The organism is Streptomyces sp. LZ34, from assembly GCF_053890475.1.
This window is the reverse complement of the sequence record NZ_CM132680.1, coordinates 7,767,317-7,783,325: the sequence shown is the minus strand read 5'-3', so window position 1 is coordinate 7,783,325 and position 16,009 is coordinate 7,767,317. Positions and strand designations below refer to the sequence as shown.

7 protein-coding genes are annotated in these 16,009 nt (G+C 72.0%); 4 read left to right on the top strand and 3 right to left on the bottom strand.

Annotated features, from left to right (window positions below):
* The first annotated feature begins 145 nt into the window (after nt 1-145).
* The 4 genes from ACWY4P_RS32520 to ACWY4P_RS32505 all read left to right on the top strand — a co-directional run bounded on the left by ACWY4P_RS32520 (nt 146) and on the right by ACWY4P_RS32505 (nt 6,241).
* A complete protein-coding gene (locus tag ACWY4P_RS32520) occupies nt 146-2,398 on the top strand; it encodes a bifunctional glycosyltransferase/CDP-glycerol:glycerophosphate glycerophosphotransferase (protein WP_456204083.1) in 2,253 nt (750 codons plus the stop codon).
* 70 nt (nt 2,399-2,468) lie between these two features.
* On the top strand, nt 2,469-4,412 hold the full coding sequence (locus tag ACWY4P_RS32515; protein ID WP_456204082.1) for a stealth family protein: 1,944 nt from the start codon (nt 2,469-2,471) through the stop codon (nt 4,410-4,412).
* Nucleotides 4,385-5,416 (top strand): FkbM family methyltransferase, encoded by a 1,032-nt coding sequence (locus tag ACWY4P_RS32510; protein ID WP_456204081.1) that lies wholly within the window; start codon nt 4,385-4,387, stop codon nt 5,414-5,416. The genes ACWY4P_RS32515 and ACWY4P_RS32510 overlap by 28 nt, the downstream gene beginning before the upstream one ends.
* 126 nt (nt 5,417-5,542) lie before the next feature.
* On the top strand, nt 5,543-6,241 hold the full coding sequence (locus tag ACWY4P_RS32505) for a hypothetical protein (protein ID WP_456204080.1): 699 nt from the start codon (nt 5,543-5,545) through the stop codon (nt 6,239-6,241).
* On the opposite strand, the gene ACWY4P_RS32500 is transcribed toward ACWY4P_RS32505, so the two are convergent.
* The 3 genes from ACWY4P_RS32500 to ACWY4P_RS32490 all read right to left on the bottom strand — a co-directional run bounded on the left by ACWY4P_RS32500 (nt 6,129) and on the right by ACWY4P_RS32490 (nt 15,808).
* Nucleotides 6,129-8,189, bottom strand: a complete 2,061-nt coding sequence (locus ACWY4P_RS32500) for a glycosyltransferase family 2 protein (protein ID WP_456204079.1) — start codon at nt 8,187-8,189, stop codon at nt 6,129-6,131. The two genes, ACWY4P_RS32505 and ACWY4P_RS32500, sit on opposite strands and share 113 nt — an antisense overlap.
* Before the next feature lie 83 nt (nt 8,190-8,272).
* Nucleotides 8,273-10,588: a bifunctional glycosyltransferase/CDP-glycerol:glycerophosphate glycerophosphotransferase gene (locus tag ACWY4P_RS32495; protein ID WP_456204078.1), complete on the bottom strand. Its 2,316-nt coding sequence runs from the start codon at nt 10,586-10,588 to the stop codon at nt 8,273-8,275.
* 228 nt (nt 10,589-10,816) lie between these two features.
* Nucleotides 10,817-15,808, bottom strand: a complete 4,992-nt coding sequence (locus ACWY4P_RS32490) for an NAD-glutamate dehydrogenase (protein WP_456204077.1) — start codon at nt 15,806-15,808, stop codon at nt 10,817-10,819.
* Nucleotides 15,809-16,009 lie beyond the last annotated feature (201 nt).

Sequence of the window (16,009 nt, the reverse complement as noted above, 5' to 3'; positions counted from 1 at the left end):
CGGCTGTCGCCCACCAAGGCCGACGACTGCTGCGCCGAACGGGTTGCTTTCCGCGCCTCCCCGGCACGCGTCGCCCCGCATTGTGCGTACGTTCCGATGATGCTGATAAACCACATCCACACCGCCTCGACCGATGGGATGCGCTTTGCCCCGGTTCAGCGTCATCGTGCCCGCGTACCAGGTCCAGCCCTACCTCCATGACTGCCTCCGGTCGGTGCTCACGCAGGACTTCACCGACTTCGAGCTGATCGCGGTCGACGACCGCTCGCCCGACGCCTGTGGCTCGATCATCGACGACGCCGCGGCGCGGGATCCGCGGGTGCGGCCCGTGCATCTGAGCGACAACGTGGGGCTCGGACCGGCCCGTAACGCCGGGATGGGGCGGGCCACCGGGGACTACGTGCTGTTTCTCGACGGCGATGACACGCTCGCGCCCGGGGCGCTACGGGCCGTGGCCGAGCGGTTGGCGGCGGCGGGGGATCCGGAGCTGCTGCTGTTCGACTATGCGCGGGTGTACTGGACGGGGCGGGCGGTGCGGAATGTGCGGGCGGAGTTGCTGCGCCAGAGCGGGCCCGAGACGTTCCGGCTGGATGACCGGCCCGAGTTGCTGCGGCTGCTGATGGTGGCGTGGAACAAGGCGTACCGGCGGGACTTCCTGGAGCGGGAGGAGTTCACCTTCCCGCCGGGGTACTACGAGGACACGCCCTGGACCTACCCCGTGCTGCTGACCGCCCGTTCGCTCGCCGTGCTGGACCGGGTGTGTGTGCACTACCGGCAGCGGCGGCGCGGTGGCATCCTGCGTACCCCGAGCCGCCGCCACCTGGACGTCTTCGACCAGTACGACCGGGTCTTCCGGTTTCTGGACAGCCGCCCGGACCTGGCGCACTGGCGGCCCGCGCTGTTCCAGCGGATGCTGGACCACCTCGCCGCCGTGTTCACCGCGCCCGGGCGGCTGCCGCGCGGGGCGCGTGCCGAGTTCTTCCGCCGGGCCGGGGCACACCACCGGCGCTACCGTCCCGGCGGCGCGACCAGCCCGCCGGGGCGCGCCTGGTGGCGGGGGCTGCTGCTGCGGATCGGGGCCCGCCGGGTGTTCCAGTTTCTGCGCGGCGCCGACCGCCTGCGGCGGCGGGCGGGGGAGCTGGGGGCGGCCGCGTATGTGCGGCTGCGCACGGTGGCGCTGCGGGCGCACTACCGGCTCCAGCGGCTGCGCCCGCTCGACCGCAGGCTCGCGGTGTTCGCGGCGTACTGGCACAAGGGCTACGCCTGCAATCCGGCGGCCATCGAGGCGAAGGTCCGCGAGCTCGCGCCGGATATCCGTACCGCCTGGGTCACCACCCGCGAGTACGCGCACACCCTGCCGCCCGGCGTGCGCCGCCTGCACCCCGGCTCGCCCGCGTACTGGACCGCGCTCGCGCGCGCCGCGTACCTGATCAACAACGTCAACTTCACGTCCCGGCTGCGCAAGCGGCCCGGGCAGATCCATCTCCAGACCCACCACGGCACCCCGCTCAAGCACATGGGCCTGGACCTGCTCGACCGCCCGGCCGCGTCCCGCTCCATTGATTTCAATGAGCTGCTGGAGCGGGTGGACCGCTGGGACTACAGCCTCTCCGCCAACCGCCACTCCACCCTGGTGTGGGAGCGGGTCTACCCGTCCGGCTACGCCACGCTCGAGTACGGCTTTCCGCGCAACGACGTCTTCCAGCGCGCCACCCCCGAGGACGTGGCGCGGCTGCGGGAGCGGCTCGGCGTCCCGGAGGGCACCACGGCCGTGCTGTACGCGCCCACGCACCGCGACTACCAGCGCGGCTATCTGCCGCGCCTGGACCTGGAGCGGGTGGCTCGCGCGCTGGGCCCCGGCTTCACCTTCCTGGTGCGGCCGCACTACTTCTACGACACGTACTGCGCCGGGGACGGCGCGGGCAGCGGACGGGTCATCGACGTCTCGGGGCACGCCGGCGTCGAGGAGCTGTGCCTGGCCGCCGACGCGCTGCTCACCGACTACTCGTCGATCATGTTCGACTACGCCAACCTCGACCGCCCGATCGTCGTCCACGCCGACGACTGGGACGTCTACCGCGCCGCCCGCGGCACCTACTTCGACATCACCACCGCCCCGCCCGGCCCGGTCTCCCGCTCCGAGGACGAGCTGATCGACGTCTTCGCCACCTCCGCCTGGTGCGATCCCCGCTACGACGCCCCGCGCGCCGCCTTCCGGGCGCGCTTCTGCCCGCACGACGACGGGCGGGCCGCCGAGCGCGTGGTGCGGCGGATCTTCCTCGGCGCGGCGTCCGAGGCCCTGCCGCCCGTCGTCCCGCTCGCCGACCGCCGCCCCGTCCCCGCCGCGTGCCGCCCGGCACCGGCATCCGCATCGGCCTCGGCCCAGGTGCCCTCGTGACCCGCCCGGCCGCCCCAGGCCGTATCCGCACCCCCCGCCGCCATCCCTGACGCAAGAACCAGGACCCAGGATGCCCCGTACCGCACCGCCCGCCCCCCACCTGCCCTGGCACGCCGACGTCCCGCCCCTGGTGCGCGGCTACCGGCGCCGGGTCCCGCTCCGCATCCGCCGCGCACTCGTCGCGGTGACCGGCGCCGGGCTGCGCCGGGCGGCCATGCGGGGCCTGGGCCGCCTCTCGGCGGCGTCCGGCGCGCTGCGGCTGCGGTGGGGACGGCGACGGCTGCGCCGGGCGGGGCTGCTGTCCGCGCCGGACCGGATCGTGGTCGTCGACCGGCACGGCCCGCGGGTCGCCCAGGTCACCACCGTGCCCACCCCGCTGCACGCGCGCGCCGAGAATCTGCGGCTGGTGTGCGAGGCGCTGGAGCAGGCGGGGATCGACCACTTCGTGGTCCGCGCGTACGGCAATGTCTCCTCCGCCGTCGGGGTGCCCGCCGAGGAGCGGCCCCGGGTGGTCGCGGCGCTCACCGAGCTGTGCGCCCGGGAGGCGGGCTATGTGTCGCTGCCCGCGCGCGGCAAGCGCTCCGGGTCCGTGCCGCGGCCCGGCCGGACCGCCCGGGCCTGGCGGCGGCTGTCCACCGCCCCCGTCGTCCGCTTCACGCGCTTTTACGCGAGCCCCGGGGCAAGCCCTGGCGCGGGCCTCGGGACGGGCCCGGGCGCGGGCCCCGGCAGCGGCGCGGGCCTGGTGCTCGGCGTGGCGCACGGCTGCGACATCGAGTTCTGGCGGCGGGGCACGGCCGACGACGGGGCCGAGGGCCAGGGCGGGGGCGGGGGCGGGGACGGCGACCTGCTGCTCGCGCCGCGCCCCAACCGCACCACCGCCTTCGTGCCCGCCGCGTGCACGGCCGTGCACGCCCCGGGCCACCTGTTCACCCGGCTGGCCCCGGCCGAGGGCTGGCAGGCCGGGCCGCTGGTGCGCACCCGCCCCGAGTTCACCACCCGCCTGCCCGACGAGGTCCGCTTCCCCATCGACGTCGTCTACACCTGGGTCGACGGCGCCGACCCGGCGTGGCGCAGCCGCCGCGCCGAGTGGACGGGCGTCGAGGCAGGCGAGCCGTACCACGAGCAGGCGGCCAACGAGGCCCGCTACGCCAACCGGGACGAGCTGCGCTACTCCCTGCGCTCCCTGCACATGTACGCCCCCTGGGTGCGCCATATCTACCTGGTGACCGACGACCAGGTGCCGCCGTGGCTGGTGAGCTCGCACCCCGGGATCACCGTCGTCGACCACCGCGACATCTTCGACGACCCGCGGGTCCTGCCCACCTTCAACTCCCAGGCCATCGAGACCCGGCTGCACCACATCGACGGGCTGGCCGAGCACTTCCTGTACTTCAACGACGACGTGTTCCTCGGCTCGCCGGTGACCCCGCAGGACTTCTTCCTGGCCAACGGCATGACGAAGTTCTTCCTCTCCCGCGCGCTGATCCCGCTCGGCCCGGCCCACCCCGGCGACGTCCCGGTCTCGGCCGCCGGGAAGAACAACCGGGCGCTGCTGGAGGGGCGGTTCGGGGCGACGGTGACCCAGAAGCTGAAGCACACGCCGCACGCGCTGCGCAGAAGCGTCCTCGCCGAGATCGAGCGCGAGTTCCCCGACCCGTACCGCGCCACCATGGCCAGCCGGGTGCGCAGCGCCTCGGACATCTCCCTGACCTCCGCGCTCCACCACTACTACGCCTTCCTGACCGGCCGGGCCGTCCCCGCGCCGCTGCGCTACGACTACTTCGACCTGGCCCAGCCCGGCATCCCGGCCCGGCTGGCCCGGCTGCTGCGGTCCCGGCACTGCCAGGCGTTCTGCCTCAACGACACGGTCTCGTGCGAGCGGGATCTCGCGGACCAGCTGGCGCTGCTCCGCCCCTTCCTCGACGCCTACTTCCCGGTCCCCAGCCCGCTGGAGCGGGCCATCGCCCGTCAGGAGGCCCGTCAGCCATGCCCCTCGCCATCACCCTCCCGCTGAATCCGGACGTCATCGCCGCCGAGGGCCCCTACCCGCGGGCGCTGAACGTGCTCAGCCGCAAACAGACGGCGGTGCAGCGGCAGTTGCGCCGGGCGGGTCTCGCCGGGTACGAGCCGACCACGCAGGCCACGCTGCTGGCCCTGGCCCAGCGGGCGCCGACGGGCAGCGCGGTGTACGACATCGGCGCGCACATCGGGCTGTACTCGGCGCTGATCAGCGCGGTCTACGGGCACGGCAGGCTGCGGACGTACGCCTTCGAGCCGACGCCGGACACCGCCGGGCTGTGCCGCCGCATCCGCGCCTGCAACCGGCTGTCCTACGAGGTGGTGGAGTCCGCGGTCTCCTCGGCACCCGGGACCGCCGAGCTGTATCTGTCCGAGAAGACGGAGTCCTCGAACTCGCTGAACAGCGCGCACCGCAAGCACAGCAGCTCGGTACGGGTCCCGGTCACCACGGTCGACGCCTTCACGGCGGAGCGGGGCGCCGCCCCGTACCTCGTCAAGATCGACGTGGAGACCTTCGAGGCGGCCGTGCTGGAGGGCGCGCTGCGCACCGTCGACCGCCACCGCCCCTGGATCGTCTGCGAGCTGCTGCCCAGCGCCGACCACGACGCGCTGCGCCGGGCCCTGGCCCCGCTGGTCGCGCGGGGGTACGGTCTGCACCCCATCACCCCCGAGGCGCCCTGGCTCCGCTACGACGAGAGCGGCTACCGGCACGCCGTCAGCGGCCAGTGCCGCGACTGGCTGCTCGCCCCCGCCCCGCTGACCCCGGGCTTCCACCGGGCCGTACGGCGGTGGCTGATCGCGATCCTGGCCTGCGACGAGACGACGAACCTCCTCACCCCCGCCGGCTCGCCCTTCCCCGGCGGCTGGAACGCCCCGTACCCGCCGCCCGGCCGCCGCCCCGCCCGCGGGCCGGGCCCGTACCGCCGGTACGCCGCACGGAGGCTCCGCGCGGGCGTGGCGAGCCTGGCGGCCCTGGCCCGCCGCGCGCCGGGGCCGTAGGGCCAGTGCTTGTCACACCAATGCTGCAACCCCATACCCCTCTAGAGCTACATAAAAGGTATAGAGCAGATCATTCACCTAAAGTTTCCGTGAGTACGCCTGATCCACAGCGAAGGGCACAGCACCATGGAGCGCCTTGGCATACGAACCACCCTCGGCCTCGCGGCCTTCCTCGTGATGACCGGCTGCCTCGCGGCGATACCCTTCACCGCCCTGTGCGGCGCGGGCTGGCCCTTCGCCGCGGCCGCGCTGCTCGGCGTGGGGTGCGACCTGTTCCTGCACCGCACCGAACCCGGGCTGATGGACCGGCTGAGCCGGCTGCACGTCGGCGAGACCCACCGCTTCGAGGTGCGCAGCGTCGTGCTGCTGATGCTGCTCGCCCGGCTGGACCTGGCGGGCCACACGGGCCTGACCGCCGCCATCACGCTGGTCATGTGCCTGCTGGGCGGCCAGGCGCTGCACTCCGCGATGCGCACGATGATCCGGCGGCGGCTCCGCTTTCCGCTCGCGGCCTGCGACATCGCCCCGCGCCTTCCGGGCATCGCCGACCGGCCGCTGCGGTCGCTCACCGAATGGCCGGGACAGCGCCTGCTCGTGTACGAGCTGACCGCCCTGCTCGGCCTCACCGGAACGCTGGCCACCGGCGACGCCCGGTGGGTGGTGGCGGGGCTGACGGCCGCCACCGGGGCCTGCCTGCTCACCCTGCTGGCGCTCACCCCGTACCTCGTACGGGCGATCCGCCTGTCCCGTCGGTCCCGACGGCGACACCACAGGGACGACGCAGCAGTCGCCGCAGTCGCCGCCGCGCGGCCGTGGCTACCCTGACCGGCGCCACCTCGAAGGCGAGCGCCATGGCCGGCCCCCAGGACAGCGGCTTGGCGTAGTACGGGCGGCCGAAGCGGAACCAGCGGGTCCCGGCCAGGTGGCCGAAGCGGGGCAGGACCGCGGCGCGGCACGGCTCGCGGACATCGTCATCGTCGCCCGTCATCACCAAGCTCAGCGTCCACAGGCCCCGCGAGAGCCTTCTGACGGGCAGCCGGACCGTGAAAACACATGACAGCTCGGCGTACCGCACCGGCACCTCGCGCACCGCGCCCCTTCCGTTCTCCGCGCGCAGCAGCAGCCTCACGCCGCCCTCCCCCGGGTCCGCGCCGGTCAGCCGCCCGCTGACGGCCAGGACGCCGCTCCTCGTCCCGTGCCATGAGGCCTCGGTGACCTCGCACGGCGCGTCGAGATGGTGCGCGACCCCGCCGACGTCGAGGGAGAAGTTGCCGTACGGGGTGAAGTACGGCGTGACGACGGTGGTCCGCCCGTCGGACCCCGCCGTGACGCTCCGCGGCTTCGGGCGGGTGGCCTCGTCGCCCTCGCGGTTGCCGCCGAACCGCACGGTCCGGCTGACGCCCTGCGCGCACACGTCCAGGTAGATGTTCCACAGGCCGCGCTCCAGCGGTGCCCCGCCGTCGGCGGTGGCCGGGTCGATCTCGGCGGTGAAGCCCGCGTTCCCGTACGCGCCGTCGCCGGGCAGACCGGTGACGGCGCGGGGGGTGACGGGCACCCGGACCTCGGGGCGGTCGGACTGGTACCTGCGCAGGACCACTTCGGTGCGCGGGTCGAGGGCGGCGACATGCTCGATGTAGGCATGGCCGGTCAGCCGGAGCACGCCGCCGTCGCGCCATCGCGCCGCGTCGAGGCGGTGGTGGACCGGCAGCCGGTCGGTGACGTCGAAGCAGTCGTCGGGGACGGCCGCGGCCGGGTCGCGGAAGAAGGGGTGCGCCCAGTAGACGCGGCCCTTGTCGATGACATGGCCGCGCCGCGCGTCCTCCTTGGCGTTCCGCGCGACCGTCATGACGTCCTCGAAGCGGTCGGCGCGCAGCAGATGGATCAGAAGCCGGTCGGGTGCGTCGATCTGCCGGCAGATCACGTCGCTCGCCCAGGTCCGCGCCCAGTGCCGGAACCGCGGATAGAAGCGCTCGCGCGCGTCCTGCTCGCTCTCGCGGGGCAGCAGTCCGCGCAGCGGGCCGCACAGCTCCCACTCGACGTGGCGGCGCATGATGCGGTCGCGGCGCGGGCCGGGTTCCAGATAGCGGGCCACGGTCTCGAAGCACAGCCCGATGCCGTCCATGCGGTGGACGAGGTCGCCGGCGGTGAGGGTGAGGTTGCTGCGGTCCTCGCGGTAGCGGACGTAGTAGCAGTCGTAGTCGGCGACCACGGAGATACCGGAGGCGTTGAGGTAGGCGGCCGCGCTGAACGGCTTGTCCTCGCAGTTGCGGTAGAGCGGAAAGCGCAGCCGCAGCCGTTCGATGAGGGAGCGGCGGAACAGCTTCCACGGGCCCAGGGTCAGATAGGCGGCCGAGGAGAAGACGTCGGTGCGGGGCTGGTTGTGGCTGAAGACGGCCCGGGGGACGGCGCGCCCGCCGACCGAGGCGATCCTGCCCAGGACGACGTCGGTGCCGTTCTCGTCGGCCATGGCGACCATGCGGCGCAGCGCGTCCGGCCCCAGGTAGTCGTCGGAGTCGAGGAAGAAGACGAAGTCGCCGCGCGCGAGGTCCAGGCCGGTGTTGCGCGGGCCGCCCGCGCACCCGGAGTTCTCCTGGTGGACGACGCGGAGCGCGGGGCACCCCTGGGCGAGGCGCTCCAGCTCCGCGCCGGTGCCGTCGGTCGAGCCGTCGTCCACCGCGATGATCTCGAGCCGGTCCAGGCCGAGCGTCTGGTCCAGCGCGGAGGTGATGGCGCGGGTCAGCTCCGGCATGGCGTTGTAGGCGGGAACGATCACGCTGACACGGGGAGGGGGCGCAGAGGGCATGGGGGCTCCGGGATCCGGGGTTGACGGGATCAGCTGCGGGATCAGCTACGGGATCAGTTGTGATCGGGAGACAGCGGTGTGGGCCGCGCCGCGTGCGGCGGCACGCCGGTGATCAGGCCTCGCTTGACGGGGAAGTCATCGCGCTGGGACACCGGCGGCTGCGACGGCTGTGCGGCATCGGCGGCATGAGCTGCGTCGGCGGCATCGGCGGCGTCCTGGCCCAGCATGAGGGTCCGTACCACCCGCTCGGCCGCGTGGCCGTCGTCGAACTGGCAGAAGCGGGCCCGGAAGGCGGCGCGCAGCGCGGTCGCGTCGTCGTCGCGCCAGCGGCCCTCGCGGAAGACGGCGATCAGCTCGTCCTCCGTACGGGCGACGGGCCCCGGCGTGTCGCCCGGCCGCCCCGAGAGCAGGTCGAAGTAGACGCCGCGGGTGGCCTGGTAGACGTCCCAGTCGTCCGCGTAGACGACGATGGGCCGGTCGAGGTTGGCGTAGTCGAACATGATCGACGAGTAGTCCGTGATCAGCACGTCGGCGGCCAGGCAGAGCTCCTCCACCGACGGGTGGCGTGAGACGTCGACCACCAGCCCCTCCTCCTGGAGCTGCCGCAGCCCGGCCTGCGGCTGGTACGAGTAGTGGGCCCGCACCAGCAGCACCGCGTCCGGGCCCAGGGCACGGCTGAAGCGCTCGAGGTCCAGCCGGGGCGTGAAGCCCTTCTGGTAGTCGCGGATCGTGGGGGCGTAGAGGACCGCGAGGGATCCGTCCGGGATCTCGAGTTCTTTGCGAATGCGCCGGACCTCCTCGGCGGAGGCCGAGAAGAAGACGTCGTTGCGCGGATATCCGTACTCCAGCAGCCGGTACGAGGCGGGGTAGACGCGCTCCCACACCTCGCTCGAATGCCGGTTGGAGGAGAGCGCGCAGTCCCAGCGGTCGACGCGCTTGAGGAGATTACCGAAGCTCATCCCCGACGCCGCGGCGGGATAGCGCTGCTGGTCGAGGCCCATGCACTTGAGCGGCGTGCCGTGGAAGGTCTGGAGATGCACGGTTCCGGGCCGCTTGACCACGTCGTTGGGGAAATTGACGTTGTTGATGAGGTACTTGGCGCGGGCCATCGCCCAGTAGAAGTCCCGGGTTCCCGAGATGACGTAGTCGACGCCTTCGGGGAGCGAGTCGACCGCCGCCTTGCGCACCACCCACAGGCCGTGCACATGCGGGGCCAGCTCCTTGGCCTTGTAGTAGATCGCCGCCGGGTTGCACAGCACTCCACGGCCCCAGTACGCGGAGTACACGGCCAGGTTCGGGTCGACGGGCCGGCGCCGGTGGACCCGGTACAGGCTCCGCTTGGCCCGGGCGGCCAGGGGCCGCCGGGTCATCCGCTTGAGCTTGCGGGCCCCGGCCGCCGCCCGCTCCGACAGCTCGTGCTCCCGGTAACGGACGAAGGAGCCGCGCGCCAGCGCCTCGAAGCGCCACTCGGCGTCGGCGGGCGGGGTGAATCCGTCGGGTATGTGGCTCCGGTACCACGTGGCGGCCCGGTCGAAGAAGCGGGGCCGGTCTTCGGCCGCCACCCGGGAGCGGCGTCCCAGGCAGAACAGGAAGTGCGAGACGGCCCGTTCGAAGAGCTGCGGGCGCAGCGGCTCGAGATGCGGCTTGCCGTCGAGGAATTCGAAGAGGCGGGAGTACTGCTTGAAGATGGCGAAGTGTTTCTCGCCGGGGCTGCCGGTGCTGGCGCCGACGCGCCGCTGGCGGTATTCCAGGCCCACCAGGTCCACGCAGGCTATTCGTTCGGCCGTCAGCATCGTCTTGTACGAGAGCAGGGCGTCCTCGTAGATGCCCTCGCTGAACGCGAAGCCGTGGCGGGTGTAGAAGGCGCGGTTGTAGACGCGATTGGACGACATCGCGAATATCCGCAGGAATTCCGGGCGCTCCAGGATGGCGAAGACATCGGTCCCCGCCGAGGCCAGCAGCCCGCCGAAGAGGCTGGGTTCCGCGCGGTCCCACCAGTACGTGCGGACGTGGTTGAAGTAGAGGATGTCCGGGTCCTCGCAGAGGGCCAGCCGGTCGGCGAGGCCCTCCAGGGTGCCGGGGGCGAGGGTGTCGTCGCCGTCCAGGAAGAGCAGATAGTCGCCGGTGGCCCGGTCGACTCCGGCGTTACGGGCGTGGCCGGGCCCGGAGTTGACCGGCTGGTGGACGGGGACGACCCGGCTGTCCCGCGCCGCGTACTCCTCGACGATCGTGCCGCAGTGGTCCGGAGAGCAGTCGTCGACCGCCACCACCTCGATGTCACCGAACGACTGGGTCAGCGCCGAGTCCAGGCAGCTGCTCAGAAAACCCTGCACTCGATAGGCGGCGATGACGATGCTGAATCGGGGCATGGGACACCTCCGGACAGGAGAGAACAGCGCTCACCGTCTGCCCACTATAGGGTGATGTGTCCCGATAGGCCCGATAGAACCATATTTGGGGTGAAAAGATCGCGAACCCGCCGACAGGAGCCCGCCGCACAGCACGCCGCGCCGCCCGGGGCGGGCCCCGGGCGGCGCGGCAAATGGCTCAACGCGTACCTGTGCCGATCAGCGCTTCACGGCGCTTGGCGGCTCCGGTCAGCGCTGGCTGCGCAGCAGCGTACGCATGGTGCGCATGGCGACGGACAGATTCGCCAGGTCGAAGGTCTCCGACCCCTGGATCTCGTCCAGCGTGGTGCGCGCCCGCTGCAGGATCGACGCGTTCTTCTCCTCCCAGGCCTTGAAGCGCTGCTCGGGCGTGGCACCCCCGTCGCCCACCGACAGCACATCGGAGGTGAGGGCGGCGTGCGCCGCGTACAGCTCCTCGCGGATGGAGGCGCGGGCCATGGACTGCCACCGGTCGGCGCGCGGCAGCTCGATGATCCGGTCCATCAGCTGGCTGATCCGCAGCCGGTCGGCGAGGTCGTAGTACACCTCGGCGACGGACAGCGGATCCTTGCCCACCCGGTCGGCGATGGCGACGATGTCCAGCGTCGGGAAGGCGGAGGAGAAGCCCGCCACCCGCGTGGCCAGCTCCTCCGGCACCCCGGCGGCGGTCAGCTCGTCGTGGATCTTCTGGTACCACTCCACATCCGCGCCGCGCAGCAGCTTGGGCAGCTGGGAGCGGACCGCCGCGACCCGCTCGCCGAAGAACTCGATGGTCTCGGCCAGCTCCAGCGGCTGCGGGCGGTTGCCGAGCAGCCAGCGGGTGCCGCGCTCGACCAGGCGCCGGGAGTGCAGCCGCATCCGGGTCTGGACATCGGCGGGGACGATGTTGTCGAGGGCCTCGACCTCGTCCCACACCCCGCCCAGCTCGAAGATCACCCGGGCCGAGGTCTGGGCGCGCACCACCTCTTCGGTGGAGGCGCCGCTCTCCTCGCGCATGCGGTGCAGGAAGGTCGAACCGGCGGTGTTGACGGTGTCGTTGACCAGCACTGTGGTGACGATCTCCCGGCGCAGCGCGTGGCCGTCGACGTGCTCGGCGAACTTCTGGCGCAGCGCCTGCGGGAAGTACGCGTGCAGCAGCCGCTGGAGATACGGGTCGTCCGGCAGGCTGGTGGCGATCAGCTCCTCGGCCACCGTGATCTTGATGTAGGCGAGCAGCACGGCCAGCTCGGGCTGGCTCAGCCCGCGCCCGGCGGCCAGCCGCTCCCGGATCTGGCGGTCGGTGGGCAGGAACTCCAGCGAGCGGTCCAGCCGCCCCTCGCGCGCCAGTCGGCGCATCACCCGCTGGTGGGCGTGGAGCAGGCTGGGGGCCTGGGCGACGGAGTTGGCGAGCGCGACGTTCTGGGCGTAGTTGTTGCGCAGCACCAGCGCGCCGACCTCGTCGGTCATCGCGGCCAGCAGCTTGTTGCGCTGCTTGACCGTCATATCGCCCTCGCGGACCAGCTCGTTGAACAGGATCTTGATGTTCACCTCGTGGTCGGAGGTGTCCACACCGGCGCTGTTGTCGATCGCGTCGGTGTTGATCCGCCCGCCGTTCAGGGCGAACTCGATCCGGCCCAGCTGGGTCAGGCCCAGGTTGCCGCCCTCGCCGACGACCTTGACCCGCAGGTCCTGGCCGTCCACCCGGATGGCGTCATTCGCCTTGTCGCCCGCATCGGCGTGCGACTCGGTGGAGGCCTTAACGTAGGTGCCGATGCCGCCGTTCCACAGCAGGTCGACCGGGGCCTTGAGGATCGCCTTCATCAGGTCGGCCGGGGTCATCTTGGCGACCCGCGTCTCGATGCCGAGGGCCTTCCGCACCTGTGCGGTGATCGGGATGGCCTTGGCGGTACGCGGGTGGATGCCGCCGCCCTGCGAGAGCAGCGAGGTGTCGTAGTCGGCCCACGAGGAGCGCGGCAGCTCGAACAGGCGGCGGCGCTCGGCGTAGGAGACCGCGCTGTCCGGGTTGGGGTCGAGGACGATGTGCCGGTGGTCGAAGGCGGCCACCAGCCGGATGTGCTCGCTGAGCAGCATGCCGTTGCCGAACACGTCGCCGGACATGTCGCCGACGCCGACCACGGTGAAGTCCTGGGTCTGGGTGTCGTGGCCGAGCTCGCGGAAGTGCCGCTTGACGGACTCCCAGGCGCCGCGGGCCGTGATGCCCATGCCCTTGTGGTCGTAGCCGGCCGAACCGCCGGAGGCGAAGGCGTCTCCGAGCCAGAACCCGTACGCCTGGGCGACCTCGTTGGCGATGTCGGAGAAGGTCGCGGTGCCCTTGTCGGCGGCGACGACCAGATAGGTGTCGTCACCGTCGTGGCGGACGACGTCCTTGGGCGGCTTGACCTGGCCGCCGACCATGTTGTCGGTGATGTCGAGCAGACCGGAGATGAAGGTCTTGTAGCTGGCGATGCCCTCGGCCAGCCAGGCGTCCCGGTCGACCGCCGGGTCGGGCAGCCGCTTGCCGACGAAGCCGCCCTTGGCGCCCACCGGCACGATGACCGTGTTCTTCACCATCTGCGCCTTGACCAGGCCCAGGATCTCGGTACGGAAGTCCTCACGCCGGTCCGACCAGCGCAGACCGCCGCGCGCGACCTTGCCGAACCGCAGATGCACACCCTCCACCCGCGGGGAGTACACCCAGATCTCGTACGCCGGGCGCGGCGCGGGCAGATCCGGGATGGCCTGCGGGTCCAGCTTCATGGACAGGTACGCGTGCGGCTGCCCGTCCTGGTCCTTCTGGAAGTGGTTGGTGCGCAGGGTGGCCTTGATGAGGGTGAGGAAGGAGCGCAGGATGCGGTCCTCGTCCAGCGAGGCCACCTGGTCCAGCGCCGCGTCCAGCTCCTCCAGCAGGGCGTCGGTCAGCTCCGTGCCGGCCCGCTGCCGCTCCGGCGACATGCGCGCCTCGAACAGGCTCACCAGCAGCCGGGTGGTGTGCACATTCGTCCGGAGGGTGTCCTCCATGTACGACTGGCTGAAGGTGGACCCGGCCTGGCGCAGGTACTTGGCGTACGCGCGCAGCACCATCGCCTGGCGCCAGGTCAGTCCGGCGCCCAGCACGAGCTCGTTGAAGTTGTCGTTCTCCGCCCGGCCGGTCCACACCGCGGCGAACGCGTTCTGGAAGCGCTCGCGGGCGTCGTCGGCGAGGCCGTCGCCGTCGTGGCGCGGCAGCCGCAGCCCGAAGTCGTAGATCCAGGCGCTGGTGCGGTCCGAGCAGCGCAGCTCGTACGGGCGCTCGTCGACGACCTCGACGCCGAGCCGGGTGAGCACCGGCAGCACCGCGGAGAGCGAGACCTGCTCGCCGACGCGGTAGATCTTGAAGCGACGCTCGGCGGGGGCCGCCCCCACCGGCTCGTACAGGCTGACCGCGAAGTCCTGCTCGCTTTCCTTCAGCCGCTCCAGGTGCTGAAGGTCGGCGACGGCGCCGCGCGGCGAGTGGTCGGCCTTGTAGCCCTCGGGGAAGGCGTGCTGGTAGCGGCGCAGCAGCTCGGCGGCGCGCTCCTCGCCGACCTCGGAGGTCAGCGCCTCGGCGAAGCCGTCGGCCCAGGAGCGGGCGGCCTCCACCAACCGGGCCTCGATGCGCTCGACATCGGCGTCGGTGAGGTCCGGCAGCTCGGTGCCGGGCTGGACGCGGACCACGAAGTGCAGCCGGGAGAGCACCGATTCGGTGTGCAGGGCGGTGAAGTCGACCGGCACCCGGCCGCTCAGCTCCTCCAGCAGGATGTCGGTCAGGCGCAGCCGCACCTCGGTGGTGAAGCGGTCGCGCGGCAGGTAGACCAGGGCGGAGTAGTAGCGCCCGTACTCGTCCTGACGCAGGAACAGCCGCAGCCGGCGGCGCTCCTGCAGATACAGCACGCTGGTCGCGATGGACCGCAGCTGGTCGACCGGGGTCTGGAACAGCTCGTCGCGCGGGTAGGTCTCCAGAATCTGGAGCAGATCCCGGCCGTCGTGGCTGTTGGGCAGGAACCCGGCGCCCTCCAGGACCTCTTCGACCTTCCGGCGGATCACCGGGACCCGGCGCACGGACTCGGTGTACGCGGCGGAGGAGAACAGGCCGAGGAAGCGCCGCTCGCCGATCACATTGCCCTTGGCGTCGAACTTCTTGACGCCGATGTAGTCCAGGTACGAGGGGCGGTGGACGGTGGCGCGGCTGTTGGCCTTGGTGAGGACCAGCAGCTTGTGCTCGCGCGCCTTGGCGCGGGCGTCGGCCGGCAGCCGGTTGAACGACGGCGAGACGGGGCGTTGGGCGGTGCCGTCGGCGGGCTCCGGCAGACCGGCGTGCGCGCTCTCGCCGGTGTCCCGGTGGTGCGGATCGGAGCGCAGAATGCCGAGGCCGGTGCCGGGCACGGCGCTCAGCACGTCCTCCTCGCCACCGGACTCGGCGGGCGCCTGCGTCAGCTCGTACTCGCGGTAGCCGATGAAGGTGAAGTGATCGTCGGCCAGCCAGCGCAGCAGCTCGCGGGCCTCCTCGATCTCCTGGGGGCGCACCTCGCCGGCCGTGGGCTCCTCGGGCAGGCCCTCGGCCATGCGCAGCGCCGTCTCGCGCATCTTCTCCCAGTCCTCGACGGCCTCGCGGACGTCGGAGAGCACGCGCAGCAGGTCGGCGGTGATCTGCTTGAGGTCGCCGCGGTCGGTCTCGCGGTCGATCTCGACATGGATCCAGGACTCGATGACCGCGTCGTGCGGCAGCTTCTCGGGCCGGCCGTCAGGGGAGACGTCCAGGAGCTCGATCAGCTTCCCGGTGATGTCGCGGCGGACCAGGATCTGCGGGTGGACGACGACATGGATGCCGCGGCCCTGGCGCGTCAGCTCATTGGTGACGGAGTCGACCAGGAACGGCATGTCGTCGGTGACCACCTCGACCACGGAGTGGCTGCAGGTCCAGCCGTGCTCCTCGACGGTCGGGGTGTGCACCCGGACGTTCGCGGTGCCCTGCGGGCGCGACTCGGCCAGGCGGTAGTGGGAGAGCGCGGCGCCGAAGACATCGACCGGGTCGCGGCCCGCGAGGTCCTCCGGCGGCGTGTGCTGGTAGTAGTGCTGAAGGTAGGCGGTCAGGGTCTCGGGCCCTGGTCCCTGTACCGGTTGCTGTCCCCCGGCAGGACTGTTCTCAGCTACCCGGGCGGCCCGTGTGAGCAGCTCGGCCTTGGCTTCGTCCAGCTTGGTCTGCATGTCCTCTGGCTCCTGTCGCGCGCCGTTGCGTGACATCGATAGCGGTGGCATGACGTCGCGACGCGGGATATCCGGTCTGGGACGACGATATGCCCGTGTGGGGGATGGCCGGGGCGAACACGGCCGGAAGTGACCAACGCCCCAAGCGGCACAGGTCAGCGGCGGCCCGAGCCCGGTGGGAGCCCGGGATCGGTGCGGGGG